The 22506-nt window shown below is 72.7% G+C and carries 21 protein-coding genes; 12 read left to right on the top strand and 9 right to left on the bottom strand.

Translation table 11 applies throughout. The annotated features are described in order from the left end of the window. Positions 1 to 75 precede the first annotated feature (75 nt). The 5 genes from ACFYW1_RS08685 to ACFYW1_RS08665 form a co-directional block, all read right to left on the bottom strand. Positions 76 to 876 carry a GNAT family N-acetyltransferase gene (locus tag ACFYW1_RS08685; RefSeq protein WP_388989120.1) on the bottom strand — a complete coding sequence of 267 codons (801 nt, stop codon included), beginning with the start codon at positions 874 to 876 and terminating at the stop codon, positions 76 to 78. Between the two features lie 157 nt (positions 877 to 1033). Beyond that, the gene (glsA, locus tag ACFYW1_RS08680) at positions 1034 to 2314 is read right to left on the bottom strand and encodes a glutaminase A (RefSeq protein WP_388989117.1); all 1281 of its coding nucleotides are present in this window, start codon (positions 2312 to 2314) and stop codon (positions 1034 to 1036) included. Between the two features lie 146 nt (positions 2315 to 2460). Continuing rightward, a complete protein-coding gene (locus tag ACFYW1_RS08675) occupies positions 2461 to 3075 on the bottom strand; it encodes a hypothetical protein (protein WP_388989114.1) in 615 nt (204 codons plus the stop codon). 79 nt (positions 3076 to 3154) lie between these two features. After that, complete coding sequence (locus tag ACFYW1_RS08670) at positions 3155 to 3934, bottom strand: polysaccharide deacetylase family protein (RefSeq protein ID WP_388989112.1); 780 nt, start codon at positions 3932 to 3934, stop codon at positions 3155 to 3157. A 210-nt stretch (positions 3935 to 4144) separates the two neighbouring features. Beyond that, positions 4145 to 4474 (bottom strand): SCO4225 family membrane protein, encoded by a 330-nt coding sequence (locus tag ACFYW1_RS08665; protein ID WP_388989109.1) that lies wholly within the window; start codon positions 4472 to 4474, stop codon positions 4145 to 4147. A 270-nt stretch (positions 4475 to 4744) separates the two neighbouring features. Here ACFYW1_RS08665 and ACFYW1_RS08660 point away from each other — a divergent pair, with 270 nt between their 5' ends. Beyond that, a complete protein-coding gene (locus ACFYW1_RS08660; protein WP_388989106.1) occupies positions 4745 to 5089 on the top strand; it encodes a hypothetical protein in 345 nt (114 codons plus the stop codon). A gap of 106 nt (positions 5090 to 5195) precedes the next feature. Here the strand turns inward: ACFYW1_RS08660 and ACFYW1_RS08655 are convergent, their stop codons facing one another. Continuing rightward, complete coding sequence (locus tag ACFYW1_RS08655; RefSeq protein ID WP_388989103.1) at positions 5196 to 6125, bottom strand: alpha/beta fold hydrolase; 930 nt, start codon at positions 6123 to 6125, stop codon at positions 5196 to 5198. A gap of 226 nt (positions 6126 to 6351) precedes the next feature. On the opposite strand from ACFYW1_RS08655, the gene ACFYW1_RS08650 reads away from it, so the two are divergent. Next, positions 6352 to 6969 (top strand): TetR/AcrR family transcriptional regulator, encoded by a 618-nt coding sequence (locus ACFYW1_RS08650; RefSeq protein WP_388989100.1) that lies wholly within the window; start codon positions 6352 to 6354, stop codon positions 6967 to 6969. Between the two features lie 31 nt (positions 6970 to 7000). Here the strand turns inward: ACFYW1_RS08650 and ACFYW1_RS08645 are convergent, their stop codons facing one another. Beyond that, entirely contained in the window at positions 7001 to 9034 is a 2034-nt protein-coding gene (locus ACFYW1_RS08645) for a bifunctional serine/threonine-protein kinase/transporter substrate-binding domain-containing protein (RefSeq protein ID WP_388989097.1), read from the bottom strand. Between the two features lie 286 nt (positions 9035 to 9320). Between ACFYW1_RS08645 and ACFYW1_RS08640 the strand changes: the two genes are divergently transcribed. Continuing rightward, the gene (locus ACFYW1_RS08640) at positions 9321 to 10244 is read left to right on the top strand and encodes a hypothetical protein (RefSeq protein ID WP_388989094.1); all 924 of its coding nucleotides are present in this window, start codon (positions 9321 to 9323) and stop codon (positions 10242 to 10244) included. 457 nt (positions 10245 to 10701) lie between these two features. Here ACFYW1_RS08640 and ACFYW1_RS08635 read toward each other — a convergent pair whose 3' ends face one another. Further along, a complete protein-coding gene (locus tag ACFYW1_RS08635; protein WP_388989091.1) occupies positions 10702 to 10893 on the bottom strand; it encodes a hypothetical protein in 192 nt (63 codons plus the stop codon). Between ACFYW1_RS08635 and ACFYW1_RS08630 the strand changes: the two genes are divergently transcribed. The 7 genes from ACFYW1_RS08630 to ACFYW1_RS08600 all read left to right on the top strand — a co-directional run bounded on the left by ACFYW1_RS08630 (position 10894) and on the right by ACFYW1_RS08600 (position 17246). Continuing rightward, positions 10894 to 11997 carry an ATP-binding protein gene (locus ACFYW1_RS08630; RefSeq protein ID WP_388989088.1) on the top strand — a complete coding sequence of 368 codons (1104 nt, stop codon included), beginning with the start codon at positions 10894 to 10896 and terminating at the stop codon, positions 11995 to 11997. Continuing rightward, positions 11994 to 12404 carry a roadblock/LC7 domain-containing protein gene (locus ACFYW1_RS08625; protein WP_388989085.1) on the top strand — a complete coding sequence of 137 codons (411 nt, stop codon included), beginning with the start codon at positions 11994 to 11996 and terminating at the stop codon, positions 12402 to 12404. Before ACFYW1_RS08630 ends, ACFYW1_RS08625 begins: the two co-directional genes overlap by 4 nt. After that, complete coding sequence (locus tag ACFYW1_RS08620; protein ID WP_388989082.1) at positions 12401 to 12775, top strand: DUF742 domain-containing protein; 375 nt, start codon at positions 12401 to 12403, stop codon at positions 12773 to 12775. Before ACFYW1_RS08625 ends, ACFYW1_RS08620 begins: the two co-directional genes overlap by 4 nt. Further along, complete coding sequence (locus tag ACFYW1_RS08615) at positions 12750 to 13340, top strand: ATP/GTP-binding protein (RefSeq protein ID WP_388989079.1); 591 nt, start codon at positions 12750 to 12752, stop codon at positions 13338 to 13340. Before ACFYW1_RS08620 ends, ACFYW1_RS08615 begins: the two co-directional genes overlap by 26 nt. A gap of 202 nt (positions 13341 to 13542) precedes the next feature. Then, on the top strand, positions 13543 to 14934 hold the full coding sequence (locus ACFYW1_RS08610) for a cytochrome P450 (protein ID WP_388989076.1): 1392 nt from the start codon (positions 13543 to 13545) through the stop codon (positions 14932 to 14934). Positions 14935 to 15273: 339 nt separating this feature from the next. Next, positions 15274 to 16404 carry a cytochrome P450 gene (locus tag ACFYW1_RS08605; protein ID WP_388989311.1) on the top strand — a complete coding sequence of 377 codons (1131 nt, stop codon included), beginning with the start codon at positions 15274 to 15276 and terminating at the stop codon, positions 16402 to 16404. Further along, positions 16401 to 17246: an enoyl-CoA hydratase/isomerase family protein gene (locus ACFYW1_RS08600; protein ID WP_388989073.1), complete on the top strand. Its 846-nt coding sequence runs from the start codon at positions 16401 to 16403 to the stop codon at positions 17244 to 17246. The genes ACFYW1_RS08605 and ACFYW1_RS08600 overlap by 4 nt, the downstream gene beginning before the upstream one ends. A gap of 43 nt (positions 17247 to 17289) precedes the next feature. Here the strand turns inward: ACFYW1_RS08600 and ACFYW1_RS08595 are convergent, their stop codons facing one another. Next, positions 17290 to 19680 carry an MFS transporter gene (locus ACFYW1_RS08595; protein WP_388989070.1) on the bottom strand — a complete coding sequence of 797 codons (2391 nt, stop codon included), beginning with the start codon at positions 19678 to 19680 and terminating at the stop codon, positions 17290 to 17292. A 527-nt stretch (positions 19681 to 20207) separates the two neighbouring features. On the opposite strand from ACFYW1_RS08595, the gene ACFYW1_RS08590 reads away from it, so the two are divergent. Both ACFYW1_RS08590 and ACFYW1_RS08585 read left to right on the top strand, forming a co-directional pair. Continuing rightward, positions 20208 to 20813 carry a CAP domain-containing protein gene (locus ACFYW1_RS08590; protein ID WP_388989067.1) on the top strand — a complete coding sequence of 202 codons (606 nt, stop codon included), beginning with the start codon at positions 20208 to 20210 and terminating at the stop codon, positions 20811 to 20813. Positions 20814 to 21046: 233 nt separating this feature from the next. After that, positions 21047 to 22372: an FAD-dependent oxidoreductase gene (locus ACFYW1_RS08585; RefSeq protein ID WP_388989064.1), complete on the top strand. Its 1326-nt coding sequence runs from the start codon at positions 21047 to 21049 to the stop codon at positions 22370 to 22372. Positions 22373 to 22506 lie beyond the last annotated feature (134 nt).

Below are 22506 nucleotides of genomic sequence, written 5' to 3'. Positions count from 1 at the left end.
CTCGTTCGCGGTACACGCTCGCCCCGGGCCGGGAAGCTGCCGCCGATCGCCTTCGCCGTACCGGCCGGGGCGGTGTCACCGAGCGGAGGCCCACCAGGTCGAGAGCCCCGCGACCGTGTACCCCAGGGACTCGTACAGCGGCCTGCCCGGCTTCGAAGCGGTGAGCGTGTTCGGCAGGTCCGCCAGGTGGGCGAGGGCGCCGAGCATGACGGCCCTCCCCACCCCGCGCGACCGGAAGGCCGGCGAAGTACCGACCCAGTAGTGGCTGCCGACGCCGCCGTCCACGACACCGACGCAGGCTCCCGCGGCCACGCCTTCGTACGAGGCGACGAACACGTCCACGCCCGGCTGCCCGATCAGCGTCATCGGGAACAGTTCGCCGGGGCGGTGGGGCTCGAATCCGGCCAGCTCGAAGCTCTCGATCACGATCCGCTCGGCCGCCCGGAGCTCCTCGGGCCGTCGGGCCCGGATCACGTCCAGTGCCGGTTCGCCCACGGGGCCGGGCCGGCGCAGCATGACCGGCATCCGCCAACTGCGCAGGCCCAGGTGGTTCAGGTCGGTCGCGCTGAACGGGTCCTCGGCGTTCACCGGGCCCGCGGCCCGGTGGACCAGTTCGCTCAACTCGGCCAGTTCGCCCGGGTCGAGGTCGGGCTCCTGGATCAGGATCCGCAGGCCGGCCCGCTCGTCGCCGTCGACCGCGACGAATCCGCGGCGCCGGACGACCTCGTGCCCCCGGCACCGGCCTGCCGCGGCCCAAAAGGCGGCGGAGTTACGGGACTGGCGCAGCGGTGCCTCGGACAGGGCCACGGACACGGGCGGGCCGGCCGACGCGGATGCGGAGGTGGAAGTGGAGGTGGACGTGGATCTCGCGGTCATCAGCCCTACGGTAGTGCGCGGTTGGCCCACCGCACGGGCCACTTCCATGCGAGCCGACTGGGCCATTTCCGGGCCCCTGGCGCTCGTGCGCCATGAGTTCGCCCATGGGCGTCGGGCCGGGCGGCGCACGTGGTGCTCCGCCCGGCCGGTGGGCGGGTCAGGCTTGTCGGCACCAGGCCAGGGCCTCTTCCCGGGTACGGAACATCTCCCAGGTCCGGGGGCGGCCCTCGCCCGCTTCGACGAAGGTCTCCTGAGCGGCGACGACGGTGCGGTGGCCCCGGTCGACGAGGTCGTCCAGGACCGCGGCCAGCCCCGCCGCCGGACCGGGCAGTACCCCGGTGACCGCCGTCAGGTCCACGATCATCCAGCCCGGCGTGGCCGGCGTGACCTCCCGTACGGCGTGCACCAACGCCTCGAACTCCGTGAATTCCAGGATCCCCTGGGCGGACACCACACCGATGGTCCGGCCGTCGTGCTCGAAGCGCTCGGCGCCGGTCACGGTCGTGGCGCGCAGTCCCGGGCCGTGCATGATGTGGAGGCCGAAGCGCTCGGACATCTCGCCGAGGGCCGCCACGGCGCGGACCGGATTGCCGGACCTGTCCAGCGGCGGGCTGTGCACGGCGACGCCGAAGCGGGCGGGGCTGGCGGCGATGAGGCCGCCGGAGACGCCGCTCTTGGCGGGCAGGCCGACGTCGAGGAGCCATTCGCCCGCGCCGTCGTACATGCCGCAGGTGGCCATGACGGCCAGGACGCGGACCGCGTCGGGTTCGGCGACGGCCCGGACGCCGGTGACCGGGTTGCGGCCCCCGTTGGCCAGGGTCGCGGCCATCACCGCCAGATCGACGACGGTGACGCGGACGGAGCACTGGCGGAAGTACGTGTCGGCGGTCTCCTCGGGGTCGGCCCCCAGCGAGCCGGCCGAGTGCATCAGATAGGCCAGGGCACGGTTGCGGTCGCCCGTCGCGGCCTCGCTGGCGTAGACGTCCTCGTCGACGTCGAGGGACCGGCCCGCGAACGCCGACAGGCAGGCGAGGATGCGCCGGAAGCGTTCGGCCGGGCCGTCGGCGCGGACCAGCGCGGTGGTGGCGATCGCTCCGGCGTTGATCATCGGGTTGGCGGGGCGCCCGGTGCCCTGCTCCAGACTGATGGCGTTGAAGGGGTTGCCGCTGGGCTCCACGCCGACGCGGCGCAGCACCTCGTCGGGGCCGAGGTCGCCCAGCGCGAGGGCGTAGACGAAGGGCTTGGACACCGACTGGACGGTGAACGGGTTGTCCGTCTTCCCCGCCCGGTACGTGTGTCCCGCCATGCTGACCAGCGCGATGCCGAAGTCGTCCGGGTCGGCCGTCGCCAGCTGGGGGATGTAGTCGGCGACCTGCCCGTCGCGCAGGCCGCTCAGCCTTCGGTGGACCTCGTTCAGGGAGTCCGTCACCGGATCCATCGCATCGGGCCTTCCTCGCGGGGGTCGAGGTCCAGCCTGCCCCGGGCCGGGCGCGTCCGCCCGGTGCGCCGCGCCCTCGCACCGGACGGATTCCCGCCTTCGCGACATTCACGGCATCCGGTGCGGTCGGCTACGAGGGGGGCGTGTCAGGCGCCGGGGAGGACTCGTCCGCGGTGGTAGCCCAGTTCGAGGTAGCGGGTGCGGGTGCTCCAGGCGCCGAGATCGGGGGTATCGGTCAGGACGTCGTGCCAGGGACGGGCGTCGGGGGCGGTGGCGGACGCGTCCCCCATGACCGCCTTGCCGGGGAGTTCGGCCCGGAGCCGGACTCCGGACCGGGCCTCGGGCTCGGGTACCGGCTCCCACCGGCCCATCGAGAACATGCCGGCGATCTGGTTCACGGCGACGAAGCCGTACACGCCGTCCCCGGAGTCCTCGGGGTCCAGGCGCTCGATGAGGGCGCGCCGCAGCATGTACCCGTCCGGCGGCCGCACCTCGGGCCGGAAGCGGTACGCGGACCGCTCCAGCCTGATCGAGCCGATGTGCGGCAGCTGCAACCGGCCGAGCGGGACGACGAGGTGTTTGCCGCCCTTCCAGGTCAGCGTCCGGTTGCGGCCCCGGTAGCCGGGCTCGCCGAAGAGCGTGACGTGGAGGTGTTCCCTGCGGTCGGGGCGGCGGTTGTGCAGCAGGCCCGCGCCGGTGGCGGCGGCGCCCGCGGCGGCCAGGCCCGCCAGGAGGATTCTTCCGGTTCTGCGCTTCGTCACGATGTCGTACTCCGTTCCCGGGGGGACACGTACCCGAGCCGGGCCGGAGCCCGGCGTCCGTGCGGGCGGGGCCGACGGCTCACCGCACGGGGAAGCCGAAGGAGTAGCCCTCCTGCCTCAGCCAGGGCAGGACCTCGCGCAGGGCCTCCATGGTCTGGGAGCGGTCCCCGCCCGCGTCGTGGAAGAGGACGGTCGGCCCGTTGGTGATCTCGCGCTTGACGGTGGCGACCATGGTGGCCGCGCCGGGACGCTCGAAGTCCCTGCTGTCGACGTTCCAGCCCAGCGGCCGCATGCCGTGGGACGCGGCGAGCTTCCGGCTGTACGGGGTGAAGGCGCCGCCCGGGGCCCGGTAGTACTGCGGCCGGACGCCTCCGGACGCCTTGATGATCATGCGCTCGGCGTCCAGGATCTGCTTGGCCTGGTACTCCTCGGACTTGGTGTCCATGGCGGTGTCGTGGGAGACCGTGTGGTTGCACAGCCGGTGCCCGGCCGCCACGACCTTCTTGACCAGGTCCGGGTACGCCTGGGCCTGCGTGCCCACCATGCAGAACGTGGCCTTCACGTCGTTGTCCTTCAGGAGCTGCAGCACCTGCGGCGTCCAGTTCGGGTCCGGGCCGTCGTCGATGGTGATGTTGACGCCGCGGGGGCCCTTCTCGGAGGCGTGCGCGATGTCCGCCGCCACCTTCTCGACCTGCTCCTGGGACCGTCCGTCCGACGCCGAGGCGCCCGCCTGCGGCTGCCGGGCTCCGGTGGTGTCGGCCTGCGCGGTCCACACCGAGGTGGCAGCGGCCAGCGCCGTGACTCCCAGCGCCGCCCCGAGAAGTCGGGTGTGCCAGCCCTTTCCCTTGTGCTTCGCCACGTCCGCCCGCCCCTTTGCCGTTTCCGCCGATGCCCTGCCCTGCCCCCATCAAGACATACGAACGCCCGTGCGGGATCCCTCTGTTACAGATCGCGGAAGAATCCGCAGAGGACCGGCGACAAACGCAGAGTTCCCGCGACGAATCGGGGCCCGGCGGCCCCGCCCGGGAGCGGCGGTACGGGGCGCTCGACCGGGCAGGAGCGGCGCGGTTCAGCCGCGGCCCGGCCGGGCGATCACCCGGCGCCGGGCGCGCAGGGTCTCCAGGACCGCCCCGAGGGCGAACGACTGGACCAGGGCGGAGAAGACCATCCCGGCGACCAGGAACCAGCCCGGCGACGCGTCGTTCCAGAGGAACTGACCGGCCATCACCGTCACCAGAGAGGTGGGGGCGGTGAGGAGGAACGGCCACACTCCCACGATTCCGGGGTCCGAGAGCAGTGCGGCAGCCACCTCGAACACGACGGACGCGCCGACGATTCCCAGGTAGACGGCCGAAGCGGGGTTGGCGAAGGTCAGGCGATACAGGGCACGGATATTCATTGGTTCCCCCTGGAGTTGTGGTGCTCCCATGCTCCTGGCGGGTCAGGAATCGGTCGTGAGTATCCGTACCCAAATTCGATTCGCGCCTGGCCTGATCCGTTCGGTCGGGGCGGGTCGATTCCGGTTGGGTCCGGGCTCCTCGCGCAGGCCCGTCGGCAGGCATGCGCGCATTCTTCTTCGACTCCCGGAAAGTCGCGAAGTTGAACCACGGAAACGCCGGAACCGCCGGACCCGCCCCTCGGGCCGCGACCGCGCCGTAGCCTCCGGAGCATGCACAACAGCCTGACGGAGCACGCCCGCTGCCTCTACGGGGACGAGTACCGCCCCACGCCGCAATGCGGTCTCGAACACCGGGAGCACTACTTCGTCGAGGAGCTGACGTTCGCCGACGCGGACTCGATCCTCGCCCTGCTGCACGAGCTCTGTCCGAACCTGGTCGACGGTCACCTGCCGGTCTGGGTCCGCAACCTGGCCTACCGGCTGGTGCTCCTCCAGCGGCCGGACGAACCGGCGTTGATGCGGGAGGCGGCCGAACACCTGTGGCTGCACGGCCCCGACTGGGACGGCCTCGCGGCGGACCTGACCGAACGGGCCGACGCCCTGGAAACGCGCTGATCAGGGCATCGGCCGGTGGCCGGCGGAACAGGTGGAACGGGTGAAGCGGGTGAAACGGCCGGGCCAGGCGAAACGGCCGGGCCGGACGCCGACGGCCGGGTGCCGGTCAGGAGCCGGTGGTGCGGGAGTCGGTTTCGTTCAGGAAGGCCAGCATGCGGGCGTTGACCAGGTCGGGGTGGTCGATCTGGGGGCCGTGGCCGGTGGCGGCGATGATCTCGGCCCGGGCGCCGGGGATCAGGCGCGGGACGCGTTCCAGTTGGCGCCGGGGGTGGAGCAGCAGGCTGCGCCTGCCCATGACCAGGTGGAACGGCGTCCGGATGGTGGCCAGTTCCTCGTCGGTCAGGGGGAGCGGGGCGGGGCGGCTGATGCGGAAGGCCCGTACGCCGGAGCGGATCATCGCGCGCAGTTCCGGCACCACGAGGACCGGCTGTTCCAGCCAGGCCGCCAGGCGGGGGCGCAGGGCCTTGGGGGCGGAGGTGGCGAAGAGGCTGGCGAAGATCCAGACGAAGAAGCGCAGGCCGACCTTCTCCAGGCCGCCGGGGTCGAGGGCGGTGACGGAGGCGAGCCTTCCGGGGCGCAGGTGGGCCTGGTTGATGACGAGCCAGCCGCCGTAGGAGGAGCCGACGAGGTGGACCCGGTCCAGGCCGAGGGCGTCGAGGGCCTCGTCCATCCACTGCGCGGCGCGCTCCGGCTGCCACATGGGTTCCCGGTGCACGCTGCGGCCGGGGTCGCCGGGGGTGTCGAGGGCGTAGACGGGGCGTTCGGCGCCGAGTGCCCGGGTGTTGGGGTACCACTGCGCGGAGCAGCCGCCCGATCCGTGGATCAGGACGACCGGGGTACGGGCCTCGACGGCCGGGTCGGTGGAGCCGTACCGGTAGACGTGCGTGGTGCCGAAGGAGGTCTCGACGTCCGTCTCGGAACGGACCGGCGCGCCGAGCGCGTAGACGGCGTCGCAGGCGGCGAAGTACCGGTCGCGCAGGGCGTCGTTGACGTAGCGGCCGATGTCGCGGCGGGCGCGGGTGGTGTTCTCGGGCATGGCGGCACCTCCGTTGAGGACCCGTTGGGGAACCGCCGGGAACCGGTCCCTCGCGGTAGTGATACGACCGTACCACCATGTTGATACGGCGGTATCATGAAAGGGTCCTGCAAGCGCCCCGCCATCCGGGACGAGCGGGACGCCCGGGAACGCGTGGGCACGCCCAGGGACGCATGGGCACGAGCGGACGCGTACGGGCACGAGCGATGGGTGGAGACACGAGAACATGCCGAAGCACGTGGACCACGAGGAACGGCGGCGCCAGATCACCGAGGCGCTCGTCCGGGCCGCCGGGCGGCGCGGGCTGCACGCGGTCGGCATGCGGGACGTCGCGGCCGAGGCCGGCGTCTCGCTGCGGCTCGTGCAGTACTACTTCGGGACCAAGGAGAAGCTGCTGCTGCACGGGCTCCAGCAGCTGACCGACCGGTTCACCGCGCGGGTGGGCGAACGGCTCCGGGCCTGCGGCGCGGACCCCGGCCCGCGCGCGACCGCCGAGGCGCTGCTCCTGGCCTCCCTCCCGACCGACGAGGAGAGCCGGACCTTCCATCTCCTCTACAGCGCGTACGCGATCCTGTCCGTGACCGACGAGGCGCTGGCCGCCCAGCCCTTCATCGACAACCCCGACGCCGCCGAGGACGCCCTGGCCGGTCTGCTGGGACGGGCCCGGGACGCGGGGCTGACCGGCCGGGACATGGACCCGCGCGTCGAGGCCGTCGGCCTGCTCGCCATGGCGGCGGGCATGGGCACCAGCATCCTCGTGGGCCAGCGGCAGCCGGAATCGGCCATCGAGGTGTTGCGCCACCACCTGGACCGCATCTTCACGCCCCCGGCCCCGGAGGCGTGAGCAGGGGGCCGCGTGCCCCGCCCCCGTTCTCCTACTTGCCCCCGTTGACGACCGCCCGGCGCACCGCGCCCTGTTGCACGCCCCACTTCTTGAGGATCTTCGCGTACTCGCCGTTCGCGATGAGGCGGTCGAGTGCGTCCCGCACGGCGTCGCGCAGGTCCGTCCCGGACTTGGCGACCGCGATGCCGCAGGGAGCGGGGTCGAGCTGGTCCCCGATGATTTCGAGGGTGCCGCCGTGCGGGCCGGTCGCGACGGCGTGGGCGAGTACGGGGAAGTCGGCGAGGCCGGCCGCGGAGCGGCCCGTCCTCACGTCCTCGCAGAGTTCGTCCACCGTGTCGAATTCCCGGACCTTCGGGTTTCCGCGGCCGGCCTCGCCCACGTAGTCCCGGGCCAGTCCGCCGCGCTCGACGGCGACCGTTCTGCCGGACAGGTCGCCGGGGCCCCCGACGCCTTCCGGGTTGCCCTTGCGGACGAGGAGGCCGAGGCCGATGCCGAAGTAGTCGATCATGTCGACGCCGCGTCCGGTCCTGGTGCCGTTCGTCCGCCCCTGCTGCCGGTCCCTGGTGTCGGTCATCGCCGACATGACCAGATCGCACCGTCCCGCGTCCAGAGCGGGCAGCAGGGAGTCGAAGTTGGTGTTCTTGAACGTGAACCGCACGCCCAGTTCACGGCCGAGGGCGTTCCCGAGGTCGATGTCGACCCCGACGGTCCTGCCGTCGGGGTCGATGTACTCCATGGGCGGATAGACGGGGTCCAGGCCGACGGTGATGACGCCCCTGTCGCGTATCTCCTTCGGCAGGACGGCCGTCCGGGACTTCTTGCCGGAGCCCCCGCCGGACCCCGAACCGCCCGTGGAACCGCCGAAGCCGTCCGGCCACAGCGTCCAGCCCAGCGCCCCGCCGCCCGCCACGGCCCCGGCCCCGGCCAGCGCGGCGAGCACACGACGCCGGCTCGGCGCCGGAGCCGGGGGCGGGACCGGAGCCGGGGCCGCGGGTTCCTTCGTCACGAAGGCGGTGGGCACGGCGTCGGCGGGCGCCACAGCGGTGGGCACGGCGTCGGCGGGCTCGGAGGAGCCGGACGGGAGCAGTTCGGTCGGGCCCGTCGGTCCGGCCAGCGGGGCGGGCGGCAGCGGCGGGGAGAAACCCATCGGCCGTACGCCCCCGGCCGGGGCGGTCGGCCCGGGCAACAGGCGGTCCAGTTCCCCGGACAGCTCGCGCAGCCGTACGGAGACGGGTTCCGGCAGCCAGTCGGCGTACGGGCCCGGGGTGCCGGCCCGGCTCATCAGGACGGGCAGCGCGGGCCGCCGCCCCGGCTCCCTCGCCAGGCAGTCCGCCGCCAGTTCCCGCAGCCCGTCCGGCAGGCCGTCGAGCCGCGGCTCCTCGTGCACGGTGCGGTACATGAGGACCTGCGGGTCCGCGCTCCCGTACGGGCCGCCGCCCGTCGCCGCGAAGACGATCACCCCGCCGAGCGCGAACACATCTGCCGCGCCCGTGACCTCGGGCCCCGACATGACGAGTTGTTCGGGTGCCATGTAGCCGGGGGTGCCGAGCGCGGTGCCCGTCGCCGTCAGGGCCGTCTCCGCGGCCGAGTACGCGATGCCGAAGTCGATGACGCGCGGGCCCTCGGCCGTGAGCAGGATGTTCGACGGCTTGAGGTCGCGGTGGACCAGGCCCTGGGCGTGCACCGCCGCCAGGGCGTGCAGCAGGCCCGCCGTCAGCAGCCGCACCGCGGGGCCGGGCAGCGGCCCGTCCTCGCGCACGGCGTCGGTCAGGGAGACGCCCGGCACGTAACCGGTCGCCATCCAGGGCACGTCGTCGTGCGGGGCGGCGTCGAGGACGGGGGTGACGAACGGCCCGCTCACCCGCCGGGCGGCGGCCACCTCGCGGGCGAAGCGCGTCCGGAACCCCTGGTCGTCGGCCAGTTCGGAGCGCGCGGTCTTCACCGCCACGGGCCGCCCGTCCGCGGAGTGGCCGAGATAGACCCGCCCCATGCCGCCGCCCCCGAGCAGCCCGTCGATCCGGAACGGGCCGATCTGCTGCGGATCGTGCTTCGACAGCGGTCGCACCGGGTCCCCCTGCTCACGACGGTGATTGAGTACGGCAGTATTCCGCACCCCTCCGAGCCGCCGCCCCGTACCCCGGGCCCCGGGCCCGCGCCCCGTCGTACCCGCACCGCACCGGCGCCGTCGGTACGCGTTGTCAGTGGGCACTGTTAGCTTCCTGCCTGCGCCGCCCAGGAGATCCCAGCCGCCCCCACGGGTCCGGCCCGTCCGGTACCCGAACGTCCGGCGGCGCGCGTACGACCCCGTCCCGGCCCACCGGGGCGGGCAGTGCTCCCATGGAGGAAGAACCTTGTTGAAGAGCAGCATGGCGGGGCGCGGGGCGGCCCGTGCGGCGGCCGTCCTCACGGCGGTGGCCCTGGCGGTGGTGGCGGCCCCGCTGTCGGGCACCGCGCAGGCCCACGAGGCGGTCTCGGGGTCGCTCTCGTTCACCGGCGAGCCCGGCGAGTTCGTCTCGGACGGGCAGTCCCAGCAGTTCGCGGCGGGATCGGTCGAGATGTTCGACGTCACCGGCCCCACGGACGAGAGCGCCGCGGGCATCACGATCGTCACCCCCGAGGGCCGCCGCTGGTCCCTCCACCTCCAGGCCCCCGACGGCCAGAAGCTGACCGAGGGCACCACCTACACCAACGCCTCCCGCTGGCCCGATGCCCGGCCGGAGGACCCGAAGCTGGAGTTCGGCGCGGACGACCGCTGGTGCACCACCAGCACCGGCTCCTTCACCGTCTCCCACATCTCCTACGGCCCCTACGGCTACATCCGCGAGCTCGACGTCACCTTCGAGCAGTACTGCGACGGCTCCACGCTGCCCCTGCGCGGCGAGGCCCATGCCCGCACCGCCGAGCCGCCGGCCGAACTGGCCATCGGCCTGGGCCTGAACTCCGAGGGCCGGCTCGACACCAAGAGCGGCGCGGTCACCGTCGGCGGCACGGCCACCTGCAACAAGCCGGCCCGCATCTCGCTCTCCGGCCTGGTCGCGCAGACCCAGAAGGACGGCGAGGCGGTCGGCCGGTACGAGGGCCAGGTCGTCGACTGCGTCCCCGGCGCCCCGGTCCCGTGGAACGTCACCATCCCCGCCACCGCGATGGAGCCCGGATTCTCCTTCCGTACCGGAACCGCCCTGATGCGCAGCTTCGGCAAGGCGGACGACCGCGACTACCCGGTGACCGTGAACGCCGGTGACAACACGGCGCAGATCACTCTGGTCAAGTCCTGACCCTTCGACACCTTCCGTGCCGCACCGGTACGGAAGACGGCACACCCGGCACGCGACTTCCTGACACGTGTCACGTGCCACACCGGCGCACCCGGCACACCACACGCACCCCGCGCGTGACATACGACACACGCGACACGTGAAATGTGAAATGCGACCGGGGCTTCACGGGCAGTTCACCTGTGGAGTCCCGGTCGCTTTACCACCGGTGCGGGAAAACCGCCACCGTTTGTGAAAATTCAGAGCCAAGCGTGCAACTGGCGCGTCGGTCTTGACAATTGACCGTCTGACCGATGTTAAGATCATCTTACTTCCAGTGGGCTGACGGCATGTGGGGGCATTCCGGGAGGGATGAATTCCTCGGCCACACATCCGGAGGGGCCTTCCTCGGGTGGCGCAGGCAAGGGCTCGACCAGCCCGGAACGTGCGACGCACGAGGGAGCGCAGAGCCGTTTCCCTAGCCATGGCACTTGAAGTGAGTTTCATGACATTTGCACAGGGCCCTCTTTTCTGGGCACTGGTTGTCGTCGCGCTGATCGCCGTGGGTGCCGTTCTGCGCGCTCGCAGGATCAATATCGGACTGCGAAGACAGAACGCCGAAATCCGGGCCGATCGCGATGCGTTGCAGCGCAACCGGGATGAACTGCACATGGCCCACACCGCCTTGACGCACCGCCACTCCTCGGAGCTGGCCGAGGTCCGCAGAGACGCCGAGGAGGAGACCAAGGCCGTCCTCAAGGCGGCCGTGCGCACCCTCCAGGGGCTCGCGGACGAGCAGCAGGTGGTCATCGAGAACGCCCAGAAGAAGCACGGCGACGACCCCGGCATGCTCGCCGACCTGATGGCCGTCGACCACGCCAACAGCCAGTTCGGGCGCCGCGCGCAGGGCATCGCGGTGCTGTGCGGCGGCTGGCTCGGGCGCCGGGAGACCGTCGCCTCGGTCTTCGACGTGGCCCGCAGCGCCCAGGGCCGCATCCGGCAGTTCGACCGGGTGCGGATCAACGGGCAGGTGAACTTCTCGGTCGTCAGCAAGGCCGTGGAGCCCGTCGCGGTCGTCCTCGCCGAGCTGCTGGCCAACGCCACCAACTACTCCGCCCCCGGCACCCCGGTGGAGATCAACATCCAGGCCGTGCCGAAGGGCGTCTGCATCATCGTCGACGACGCCGGCCTCGGCATGGGGCAGGAGGAGAAGGACCGCGCCGCGGCGCTCCTCGCGCCCCAGGCCGCGATCAGCGTCTCCAGTCTGGGCATTCCACCGCAGTTCGGCTTCGCCGTCTCCGGCGTGCTGGCCGCCCGCTACGGTTTCAGGGTCTCGGTGGACTCCGTGTCCCCCTACGGAGGTGTGCGCGCGGTGATCCTGTTGCCCGACGAGTTGCTCACCAACGACGTGCCCGTCGCTCCCCCGGTCGCCGCCGCCCACCACGAGGCGGACGTGGCGGCGTTCCCCCGGCGTCAGGCGCCCGCGCACGCCGCGCCCGCCCAGTCGGCTCCCGCGCAGTCCCCGACCCCGCTGTTCCCGCCGGCCGCCCACCCGGTCGCCACCCCGCAACCCGCCGGACCCGCCGCAGCGCTGCCCACCACCGCCGGCGGCCTGCCCAAGCGTCGTCGCAAGAGCCCCGTCTCAGTGGTGCCGTCGGCCGAACCGGGCCCGGCGCGCAGCAGTGAGGAGACCGCTTCCCGCCTGGGCGCGTTCCAGCGCGGAACGCGGTCCGGGCGCGACATGACGACGACGGAAGGACCCGAGTTCCCGTGAACCCCGATCTGACCTGGGTACTCAACGATGTGATCCAGGTACCCGGCGCCCGGCACGCCATCCTGGTCTCCGCCGACGGCCTGCTGCTGGCCAGCTCCAGTTCCATCGGCCGGGACGACGCGGAGACCGTGGCGGCCGCGATGAGTTCCATGCAGTCGCTGAGCCGGGCCGTCGCCCCCTTCATCGGGGACCAGGCACCGGGCCGCTGGCGCCAGACGCTGCTGGAGTACGAGCACGGCTGGATCTTCCTGATCGCGGCGGGCTCCGGCGCCTACCTGGCCGCAGCCGCGGCTGCCGACGTCGACATGGAGGCCATGTCCTTCCGCATGCAGCAGCAGGTCACGGCGTTGGGGAAGGCGATGACCACACCTCCCCGCCACAACGCGGGGGCGGGAATAGACGCATGACGACGCCGGGCGAGGAACAGTCGGTCAGCAGCGGGTTCGTCCGGTCCTACGTGATCACCGGCGGGCGCGGTCTGCCCGACGCGGGGGACCTCTCCCTGGTCACCCTGGTCACCATCGCGCCGGACCGGCAGCCGCCGGCCAACGCGAGCCCGGAGGTCCGGGCGATCTGGGAACTGTGCTCCGGCGGTTACCTGTCGGTGGCCGAGGTGGCGGGCCACCTCGGCCAGCCGGTCGGAGTGGCCCGGCTGCTGCTGAACGACTTAGCGGAACAGGGTCATCTGATGCGCCGCAAGGCGCCGCCGCCGGCTCAGCTCGTTGACAGGAAGATCCTCGAAGAGGTGTTGCATGGACTCCACGTCCGGTTCGGCTGAGAGCATCTATGTGCCGGACGCGGTGCGGCGCGCGGCGAAGATCCTGGTCGTCGGACACTTCGCCGTGGGCAAGACGACGCTCATCGGCACCCTCTCCGAGATCACTCCGCTGCGCACCGAGGAGCGGATGACGCAGGCGAGTGCCCACGTCGACGACCTGCGGGGCGCGCCCGACAAGGTGACCACCACGGTCGCGCTGGACTTCGGGCGTCTGACGCTGAGCGACGAGCTGGTGCTGTACCTGTTCGGCACGCCCGGGCAGCAGCGCTTCGTCGAGCTGTGGGAGGACATGGCGCGCGGTTCGCTCGGCGCGCTGCTCCTCGTCGACCCGGCCCGTCTCGCCGACACCTTCCCGGTGATCGACCTGATCGAGACGTACGGGCTGGAGTACGCGGTCGCGGTGAACAGCTTCGACCCGTACTCGCAGCACGCCGAGGACGAGCTGCGCGAGGCCCTGGACCTGCTGCCGGACACCCCGGTCGTCTACTGCGACGCCCGGGACGAGAAGTCGTCCGCGCAGGCCCTGATCACCCTGGTCCAGCACCTTCTGACCCGCGTGGCCTGAAGGGGCCCGGCCGGCGGGAGCCGGCCCGGCGCCCCCGGCCGCCCGTTCCGTCGGTGCGGGCGGTCCGGGCCCCGTTTCCGCCCACCGCCCGTCCCGCTCGTTCCGCCCTTTCCGGCCAGCTCGTCGGTACGGGCGGTCCGGGCTCCGTTTTCCGTCCACCCTCCGGGTCCCGCGGGCCCGGACCCACATCGAGGAATGACATATGGACTCGTCGCCGGGAGCCACCCCGTACGGCGCCCCCACCGGGTGCCCGATGCACGGGGAGCGGCAGACGTCGCTCTACGGGCCGGAGTTCGCGTCCGACCCGCAGGGCGTGTACGACGCGTTCCGGGTGCACGGCCCCGCCGCCCCGATCGAGCTCGCGCCCGGGGTGGAGGCCACCCTGATCGTGCAGCACGAGGCCGCGCTCCGGGTGCTGCAGAACCCGTCCTTCTTCGCCCGGGACGCGCGGCGCTGGGCCGCGCTGCGGGAGGGGCGCGTACCGCTCGACAGCCCGGTGCTGCCCATGATGGCGTACCGGCCCAACTGCCTGTTCACGGACGGCACCGAGCACCTCCGGCTGCGCAAGGCCGTCACCGAGAGCCTCGGCCGGCTCAACACCACCCGGCTCAGCCGGGACGTGGAGCGCATCGCCGACTACCTCATCGACCAGTTCATCGAGCGCGGCACCGCCGACCTGCTGGGCGAGTACGCCAAGTTGCTGCCGCTGCTGCTGTTCAACCAGCTCTTCGGCTGCCCCGGTGAGATCGGCGACCGGCTGACCCGCAGCATGTCCGCCATCTTCGACGGCGAGGACGTGCTCCGGGCCAACGACGAGCTGACCGAGTGCCTGATGGAACTCGTCGCGCTCAAGCGGCGCCAGCCCGGCGAGGACATCACCTCCTGGCTCATCCAGCACCCCGCGGGGCTGCGGGACGAGGAGCTGAAGGACCAGCTCGTCATGCTGATGGGCGCGGGCATCGAGCCGGAGCGCAACCTGATCGGCAACGCTCTGCTGCTCATGCTGTCCAGCGACACCGGCTCCGAGCAGCGGCGGGGCACCGGGATGCTGGTCGAGGACGCCCTCGACGACGTGCTGTGGAACAACCCGCCGATCGCCAACTACGCCACGCACTACCCGGTGCAGGACGTCGACCTGGGCGGTGCGACGCTGCGGGCGGAGACCCCCGTACTGATCAGTTTCGCCGCCGCGAACAGCGATCCCGCGCTCACCGACGCCCGTCAGACCCTCAGCAAGGGCGCCCATCTGGCCTGGGGCGCGGGTCCGCACGTCTGCCCGGCGAAGTCCCCCGCGCAGCTCATCGCCCTCACCGCGATCGAGAAGATCCTCAACACCGTGCCCGATCTGACCCTCGCCGTGTCGCCCTCCGGCGTCGAATGGCGGCCGGGTCCGTTCCACCGCGCGCTGGTGTCGCTGCCGGTCCGGTTCAGCCCGAGCCCGGCGCGCGGCGCCCGGACGACGGCGATGAACACGCCCGTTTCGCCCCGGATCTCCGTACCGGGCGAGATGCCCGCACCGCAGCCCGGCCACGCCCAGCAGCCGAAGAAGGCGAAGGGCTGGTGGAGTTCCTTCCTGGACGTCTTCCGCGCCTGACCCGTACGGGACGGGGTGACTTGTCCGTACAAACCGGTGTTTCCCGCCGTCAGGGGCGGGGATTCCGGAGGGAGCCCAGGACACGCCCGACATATGACAAGGGGCCGGGCCCGGGTTTGTCTGTGATAGGAGCAACAGCGATCCACGCATGGTTGCCACATGTGGAGGGGTAGGTTCTGCCGGTAACCAGGAGCCAAGTTCGAGGAACTCTGCGTGAGCGCTATAGGTGGCAAAACCGGACCCCGTGACGGCCGCCGTGCCCTCATACCCCTCCTGCGACGCCTCAGATCGCCGGAGGGGCAGGCAGACCCCTACCCCGTACTGGCCTCGCTGCGCGCCATGGGCGACGTGGTGCGCGCTCCCTGGGACGCGTACTTCGCCACCGGCTTCGACACGTGCAGCGAGGTCCTTCGCGGCCGCAACTGGTTGGCTCCGGACTTCGCCTGGCAGGAACGCCAGGCGGACACCGAGCGCTGGGACGCGGTCGCGACGCGGGAGATGACCAAGACCCTCTCCCGCCTCAACGCCCCCGAGCACACCTGCCAGCGCCGCAGCCTCGGCAACCTCTTCGACCGGTCGACCGTCCAGCGGCTGACCCCGCAGGTCGAGGAGCACGTCACCCGGCTCCTGGACGAGCTGGCCGACAAGATGCGCTGGGGCGAGGCCGACTTCGTCAGCACGGTCAGCGAGCAGCTCCCGATCAGCACCATCGGGAGCTGGCTGGGGATACCGCCCGAGGACTACCCCCACATCCTGGAGATCACCCACGACCAGGTGCACGCCCAGGAACTGCTGCCCACCAAGGAGCAGCTGGCCGTGTCCGCCGAGGCGACCGTCCGGCTGCGGGCGTACTTCACGGAGATGGTGCGCAGGCGCCGGGAGCAGCCCGGCAACGATGTCCTGACGGGCTGGATCCACACCTGGGACGCGCGCGAGCCCGACCGCGAGCGGGCGGACGAGATCCTCTACCGCCTCACCATGTTCGTCACCATCGCCTCGCTGGAGACCACCGCGACGCTGCTGTCGGCCATGGTCGAGCTGCTGCTGAAGGAGCCGGGTCAGTGGGAGTGGCTCGCGGAGCACCCCGGGCACATCGACTCCGCCGTCGACGAGGTGCTGCGGTACGACCCGCCGATCCACATCAACACCCGGATCGCGGCCGAGGACACGGTGCTGGCCGGGGTCCCGATCGCGAAGGACAGCATGGTCCACGTGCTGTACGGGGCCGCCAACCACGACCCGCGGCGCAACGAGAACCCGGACACCTTCGACATCCGGCGCACCGGCACCCACCTCACCTTCGGGGGCGGGGTGCACTACTGCCTGGGCGCGGCCCTCGCCCGCCTGGAGGCGCGCACGCTGCTGACCCAGCTGCTGAACCGTTTCCCCACCCTGCGCACCGTCTCTCCCGCGGTCTACGCGTCCCGGCTGGTCTTCCGGCGGGTCACCTCGCTGGGCGTGGCGGTATGAAGCCCTCCCCCACCGGACCCCGGTCCACGGCCGGCGAAACCGCCGCCGAGCCCCGGCCCGCCCCGGCCCGCCGCCCCGCCGCCCGCCGCTCCTCCCGCAGGCGGCCGGCCGTCCTCGACGTCCGGCGCGAGGGCCCCGTCCTGCACATCGGACTGAACTCCCCCGCCACCGGCAACGCGGTCACCGAGACGATGCTCGACGAGCTGCTGAGGGTCCTGGCGGTGCCGGACCCCGACGTGCGGGTGCTGGTGCTCAGCGGGGCCGGCGACGACTTCTGCCTGGGCGGCGACCGCCACGAGTTCGCGGACTGGCTCGACGAGGACCCCGCCGGGCGGGGCATCCGGATCGCGGGCGACAAGGCCCGCCGGGTCTGCGAGGCGATCTCCACCAGCCAGGCCGTCACCATCGCCCGGGTCCAGGGCAGGGCGATCGGCGCGGGCCTGGCGCTGGCGCTCGCCTGCGACCTGCGGGTCGGTGCCGAGAACGCCGGTTTCCGGCTGCCGGAGCTGGCCCTCGGGCTGCCCACCGCCTGGGGCGGTCTGCTGCCCCGGCTGATCCACGAGGTCGGGGCCGCCCGCGCCCGCGAACTCATCCTGACCGGGCGCGCCTTCGACGCCGCCGAGGCGCACGCGCTGTCGATCCTCCAGCGCGTCGTCCCCGAGGACCGGCTCGACGCGGCGGTCACGGAGTGGGCGAAGCCCGTCGTGCGCCGCCCCGAGGCCGCCCTGCGCGTCACCAAGGCCCTGCTGAACTCCTACGCCGCCCCCACCCGGCTGGCCGACCCGGCCGTACTGGACGCGGAGCTGATGGCCACGGTCGCCGCGGCCACCCGGAGGCGGTAGGACCCCGGGAGGCGGTGGGCCCCCGGGGAGGAACGGCCCGCCCTCAGGAGGAAACGCCCTGGTTCCGGGGAGGGGCCTGGGACCCGGCCGTCATCATCCGGCCGGCGACCGGGCTCGCGACGAGCAGGCAGAGAACCGCCCACCAGGGAGGGCCGTTGAGGGTGCGGTACACCGCCGTGCCGATCTCCTGCCCCACGAACTGGACCATGACCAGGGCACCCGCCGCCGTGCCGGAGTACCGGGGGACGACGTCGGCGGTCGCGGTGGCGAAGAGCGGTGTGAAGACCAGCCCGATGCCCAGGCCCGCGATGAGCACGCCGGGCAGCAGGACCGGGTACGGGGCGTCGGCCCCGATGGCGACGATTCCCAGGGCCAGTCCGAGCGGCGTGACCAGCAGGCCCGCCACGACGACGCGGCGGGGCGGCATGCCGCGCCGCAGCAGGCGGGGGGAGAGCTGGGTGGTGCCGATGACGACCGCGGCGAGCATGGGCAGCATCGGCAGGCCGAACAGGGCCCATGAGGGGGCGAACTCGTCGCCCGTCATGACGGCCAGGGGCGGTATCAGGCAGAGGAGGCCGATGCCGACGAGGAACATGGTCAGGAAGCCGCCCAGGCGGCTGCGGTCCCGGAGGGTGTGCGGCGGGAGGAGCGGGGTCGGTGTTCTGCCCTGCCACCACAGGAAGGACATGAGCAGCACGAGGCCGCCGAGGAGCGCGACGATCACCTGCGGGGAGGCCCAGTCGGCCCGGGGGGCCGGCGCGAGACCGTAGGCGAGGGCGGCCGGCCCGAGGGAGCCGAGCAGCACCCCGGGCAGATCGAAACGGGCGCCGGTACGGTCCGGGCGGTCGTTCGGCAGGACGCGGACCCAGGTCAGTGCGGCCAGGGCGAGGAGCAGGCCGACGATCGGTACCGGGCGCAGGCCCAGGGGGGCGGTCACGAGCAGTCCGAGTACCGGGGCGCAGATGCCGACCGCGGCGTAGAGGCCGAAGGCTCTGTTCCGTTCCTTCGCTCCGGTGAAGCCCGTGACCACCATGGCCAGCGCCGCCGCCGTCACGAGTGCGCCGGAACCGCCCTGCAGGACGCGGGCCAGGACCGCCGCGGGCGTGTCGGAGGAGAGGGAGGAGCCCTGGGCCGCGGCGGCGAGCGGGACGGACGCCGCGAAGCCCACCAGGCCGATGATCAGCGTCCGTCTGCGCCCCACGAGGTCCGCGATGTGGCCGCCGGGCAGCAGCAACCCGACGAAGGCGACCACGAAGGCGTAGGACAGCACCGAACGCTCGCCGTGGGAGTGGAACTCGTCGCCGCTCGCCACTTCGAACAGCACCGCCAGCTGTGCCAGAACGATCGCCCCCAGCCCCCGGGGGCGGCGGGATGCCGGGGCGGGGGCGGTCGGGGTGTACGCGGGGGACGCGGAGGGTTCTCCGGGGGCGGTCGGGGTGTACGCGGGGGTCGCGGAGGGGGTGCCGGGTGGCGCGGAAGGGGCGCCGGGGGCCGTCCGCGTCACGGGGGCGGCGGCGGGTTCCTCGGCCCGCGCCGCAGGCACGTAGTCGAGCAACTGGGCGGCGCGTCGGCCGAGTTGTGCCAGCACCTCACCGGGCAGCCATACGCCGCCGTCGTCCCCGCCGGTGCGGGCGGAGATCTCCGCCGGGGTGGGCCGCCCGGCCGGGTCCTTGTCCAGGCAGGCGCGTACGAGATCGACGAGGGACTCCGGTACGCCGGTCAGGTCGGGCTCGTCCTCGGCGATCTGGAAGAGGTGGGCGTTCAGACCGGTCTCGGTGGCGCCGAAGAGGAGGCGGCCGGTGGCGGCGTACACGAGGACGGCACCGAGGCAGAAGACGTCGCTGGCGGGGGTGAGTTCCCGGCCCCGGACCTGTTCGGGGGACATGAAGCCGGGCGAGCCGATCAGCATGCCGGTGCGGGTGTGCAGGCTGTCGCCGGCCAGGCTGTCCATCGCGCGTGCGATGCCGAAGTCGATGACCCGCGGCCCGTCCACGGTCACCAGGACGTTGGACGGCTTGAGGTCGCGGTGGATCAGCCCCGCCTCGTGCACGGCCCGCAGCGCGAGGGCGAGGCGGTTGGCGAGGACGCGGACCGAGTGCTCGGGCAGCGGTCCGTAGTCGTCGGCGACGACCGTCGTCAGGTCCGGTCCGGGCACGTACTGGGTGGCCACCCAGGGCACTTCGGCCCCGGTGTCGGCGTCCAGGACGTCCGCCGTCCAGTTCCCGCCCACGCGCCGGGCCGCCGCCACCTCGCGGGCGAAGCGCCTGCGGAATTCGGCCTGTGCGGCGTACTCGGCCTGTACGACCTTGACCGCGACCGTACGGCCGACCTCGGAGCGGCCGAGGTAGACCAGTCCCATGCCGCCGGCGCCCAGGCGGGCGATGAGGCGGTAGGGGCCTATGTGGGCGGGGTCTTCGGCGGCCAGTGGGATCACGGCAGGAATCTAGCGAAGGCCGTCCGCCGCGGGGGGAGAAACGGAGGAGATGGACGCCGCCGCGAACATTTCCCGCCGCACCGCGCCGTCGCGCCGACACCCACCGCACTGCCGTCCCACCACGCCGTCGCCAGTGACATCGGCCACAGGGATTTCCGGTGTTCCGCTCGCCGGTTAGTAGACGGCACCCCCGATGGAGCGGCGGTGTTTGTCCGTGTTGATGGAGCCATGTCCGTACATGCTCCGGCGGCGCTCGGGCCGTTTGGCGGACGTGGCCGTTCCGTGCGTGTGCGAACGGTTCTGACGGGGCGACAGTGCCCTTCGGGCCCCGTCGCACCCCACCAGCATGCCCGCGCGCCCGTTTCAAGCGCCGTGCCGGACTACGGGCCGGGGTAGTACTTCCGCCTGTTGCCCCGTTCCGGGGGCCTTCCAACAATGACGACCGCAAGGCGCCCGAAGCCGGGCGCGGAAGCTGCGCGGGACCGGCCGCACGGGGCCGGGCCCGCGGACACCGAGCGAGGTCACACATGAGGAAGCACCGCAGGAAGAGGCCCGGCCGGCGGATAGCCGTCGGCGTCCTGGCCGTGGGCGCCGTGGGAATCCCCTCCGTCGCCATGGCCTGTTTCGACCCCCACGAGAAGCCGGCCGCCGAGACCTCCTGGCGCCACACCGCGCACCGGGGCGCGCCGAAGGCCCACACCGTGCCCGCGAGCGCGCCGAAGCCCGCCGCACCGGCCACGAGCACCCCGGCCACCACCCCCGCCGCGGCCCGCGTACTGGCCCTCGTCAACGGCGAGCGCGACAAGGCGGGTTGCTCCCCGCTGACCCTGAACTCCGAGCTGACGAAGGCCGCCCGGGCCCACAGCGAGGACATGGCCGCGCACCGGAACATGTCCCACACCGGCTCCGACGGCTCGACGCCCGGCGACCGGATCACGGACGCCGGCTACGAGTGGCGCGCGTACGGCGAGAACGTCGCCCACGGCTACGACACCCCCGAGAGCGTCATGGCCGGCTGGATGGACAGCCCCGGCCACCGGCGCAACATCCTCGACTGCTCGTTCAAGGAGATCGGCGTGGGCCTGGCCGGTCCCGGCGACTACTGGACCCAGGACTTCGGCACGGCCCGCTGACCGGCCCCGTACGGGCCTCGCACCGATCGGCCCCGTACGGCCCTCGCACCGATCAACTCCGTACGGTTCCACGGGAGTTTCCCCCACGACCGCCCGCGGAACCGTACGGACCGTCCCGCCGTTCCGCGTGGATCGCCCTGTCGCCCCTCTCGTCACGGCGGGGTCCCGTCCGTACGATTGAAACGTATCAATCGATCGGTCGGAGCCACGGGACACGGAGGCACGGGACTTCCATGCGTACGTACGACGTCGTCGTCATGGGCGGTGGGCCCTCGGGCGTCCCCGCCGCCGTCCAGGCCGCCCGGCTCGGGGCGCGCACCCTGCTGGTGGAGAAGAACGCCGGGCTCGGCGGCACGGCCACCGGCGCCAACATCGCCTTCCCCGGCCTCTTCCACGCCTGGGGGGAGCAGGTGATCGCCGGGATCGGCTGGGAACTGGTGCGCAGGACCGTGGAGTTGAGCGGGGACGAGCTGCCGGACTTCCGTGACGACGAACGCCCGCACCGGCAGCGCCAGGTGCGGGTGAACGCACCCCTGTACGGGGCCCTGCTCCTGGAGGAGGTCCAGGGCAGCGGAGCCGATCTGCGCCTGCACACGATGGCGGCGTCGGCCCGGTGGACCGGTGAGGCGTGGGAGCTCCGGCTGTGCGGCAAGGACGGGCTCGAACCCGTCACCGCCCGGCGGCTCGTCGACTGCACCGGCGACGCGGACATGATCGGCCTGGCGGGGCTGGAGCGCCGCCGCAACCCGGCCCGCCAGCCCGGCACCATCGACATCCGGCTGTCCGGCTACGACGTCGACGCCCTCGACCACGACGAACTCGACCGCAGGCACGCGCGGGCGGTCGAGTCGGGCGCGCTGCTCCCCTCGGACCTCGGCTCCCTCGGGCGCCCCCTGGTGCCGTTCCTGGCGAAGGGCGGCGAGAACGCGATCCACCTCGTCGGGATCGAGGGGGCGACCACCGAGGGCCGCACCGCCGGTGAACTCGCGGGCGGGGCCGCCGTCCTGCGCATCTTCCGCTTCCTGCGCACCCTGCCGGGGCTGGAGGGCGTACGGCTCGACTTCCGGGCCTCGGAGGTCGGGGTCCGCGAGAGCGTCACGATCGCCGCCCGCCGGACCGTGACCGGGCGGGACTACCTGGCGGGGCGCACCTGGGCCGATTCGGTGTGCAACAGCTTCTACCCGATCGACATCCACCGCCCGGACGGCAGCGGGATCGACAAGACCCATCTGCGGCCCGGGGTGGTGCCGACCGTTCCCCGCGACGCGATGGTCCCGGCCGGCAACCCGTACGCCGTCGTCGCGGGCCGGTGCGTCGGCTCCGACCAGGCGGCGAACTCCGCGCTGCGCGTGCAGGCCACGGCCATGGCGACCGGTCAGGCGGCGGGCGCGCTCGCGGCCCTGGCCGCGGACGGGGACACCGATGTCGTCGCCGTGCCGATGGCCGCGCTGCACCGGGAGCTCGTCCGCCACGGCGCGATCGTGCCCACCCTGCCCGCCGGGAACACCGGAACCGCCGGGACCACCGGAAACGCCACCGTCGCCGCCCCCGGAGCCTGACGCCGGACCCGGAGATCCGGAGAGCCGGAGAGCCGGAGGACCGGGGAACGGAAAGCCCCTGGGCGGATGCGACACGCCCCTTCCCTCCTGTCCCGGGAGCAGGGCGGCCCGGTCGCGTACGGCAACGACAGTAC

The organism is Streptomyces sp. NPDC002669 (assembly GCF_042889165.1).
GTDB lineage: Bacteria > Actinomycetota > Actinomycetes > Streptomycetales > Streptomycetaceae > Streptomyces.
Note: the sequence above shows the minus strand (reverse complement) of the source record. Positions and strands in the feature narration are given on the sequence as shown.

Bases quoted from the DNA above. Each gene is read 5' to 3' on its own strand.
- ACFYW1_RS08605 (WP_388989311.1), top strand. From the start codon at position 15,274: ATGGGCGACGTGGTGCGCGCTCCCTGGGACGCGTACTTCGCCACCGGC.
- ACFYW1_RS08655 (WP_388989103.1), bottom strand. From the start codon at position 6,125: ATGCCCGAGAACACCACCCGCGCCCGCCGCGACATCGGCCGCTACGTC.
- ACFYW1_RS08660 (WP_388989106.1), top strand. From the start codon at position 4,745: ATGCACAACAGCCTGACGGAGCACGCCCGCTGCCTCTACGGGGACGAG.
- ACFYW1_RS08665 (WP_388989109.1), bottom strand. From the start codon at position 4,474: ATGAATATCCGTGCCCTGTATCGCCTGACCTTCGCCAACCCCGCTTCG.
- ACFYW1_RS08585 (WP_388989064.1), top strand. From the start codon at position 21,047: ATGCGTACGTACGACGTCGTCGTCATGGGCGGTGGGCCCTCGGGCGTC.
- ACFYW1_RS08600 (WP_388989073.1), top strand. From the start codon at position 16,401: ATGAAGCCCTCCCCCACCGGACCCCGGTCCACGGCCGGCGAAACCGCC.
- ACFYW1_RS08685 (WP_388989120.1), bottom strand. From the start codon at position 876: ATGACCGCGAGATCCACGTCCACCTCCACTTCCACCTCCGCATCCGCG.
- ACFYW1_RS08620 (WP_388989082.1), top strand. From the start codon at position 12,401: ATGACGACGCCGGGCGAGGAACAGTCGGTCAGCAGCGGGTTCGTCCGG.
- ACFYW1_RS08610 (WP_388989076.1), top strand. From the start codon at position 13,543: ATGGACTCGTCGCCGGGAGCCACCCCGTACGGCGCCCCCACCGGGTGC.
- glsA (WP_388989117.1), bottom strand. From the start codon at position 2,314: ATGGATCCGGTGACGGACTCCCTGAACGAGGTCCACCGAAGGCTGAGC.
- ACFYW1_RS08630 (WP_388989088.1), top strand. From the start codon at position 10,894: ATGGCCCACACCGCCTTGACGCACCGCCACTCCTCGGAGCTGGCCGAG.
- ACFYW1_RS08650 (WP_388989100.1), top strand. From the start codon at position 6,352: ATGCCGAAGCACGTGGACCACGAGGAACGGCGGCGCCAGATCACCGAG.
- ACFYW1_RS08590 (WP_388989067.1), top strand. From the start codon at position 20,208: ATGAGGAAGCACCGCAGGAAGAGGCCCGGCCGGCGGATAGCCGTCGGC.
- ACFYW1_RS08615 (WP_388989079.1), top strand. From the start codon at position 12,750: ATGGACTCCACGTCCGGTTCGGCTGAGAGCATCTATGTGCCGGACGCG.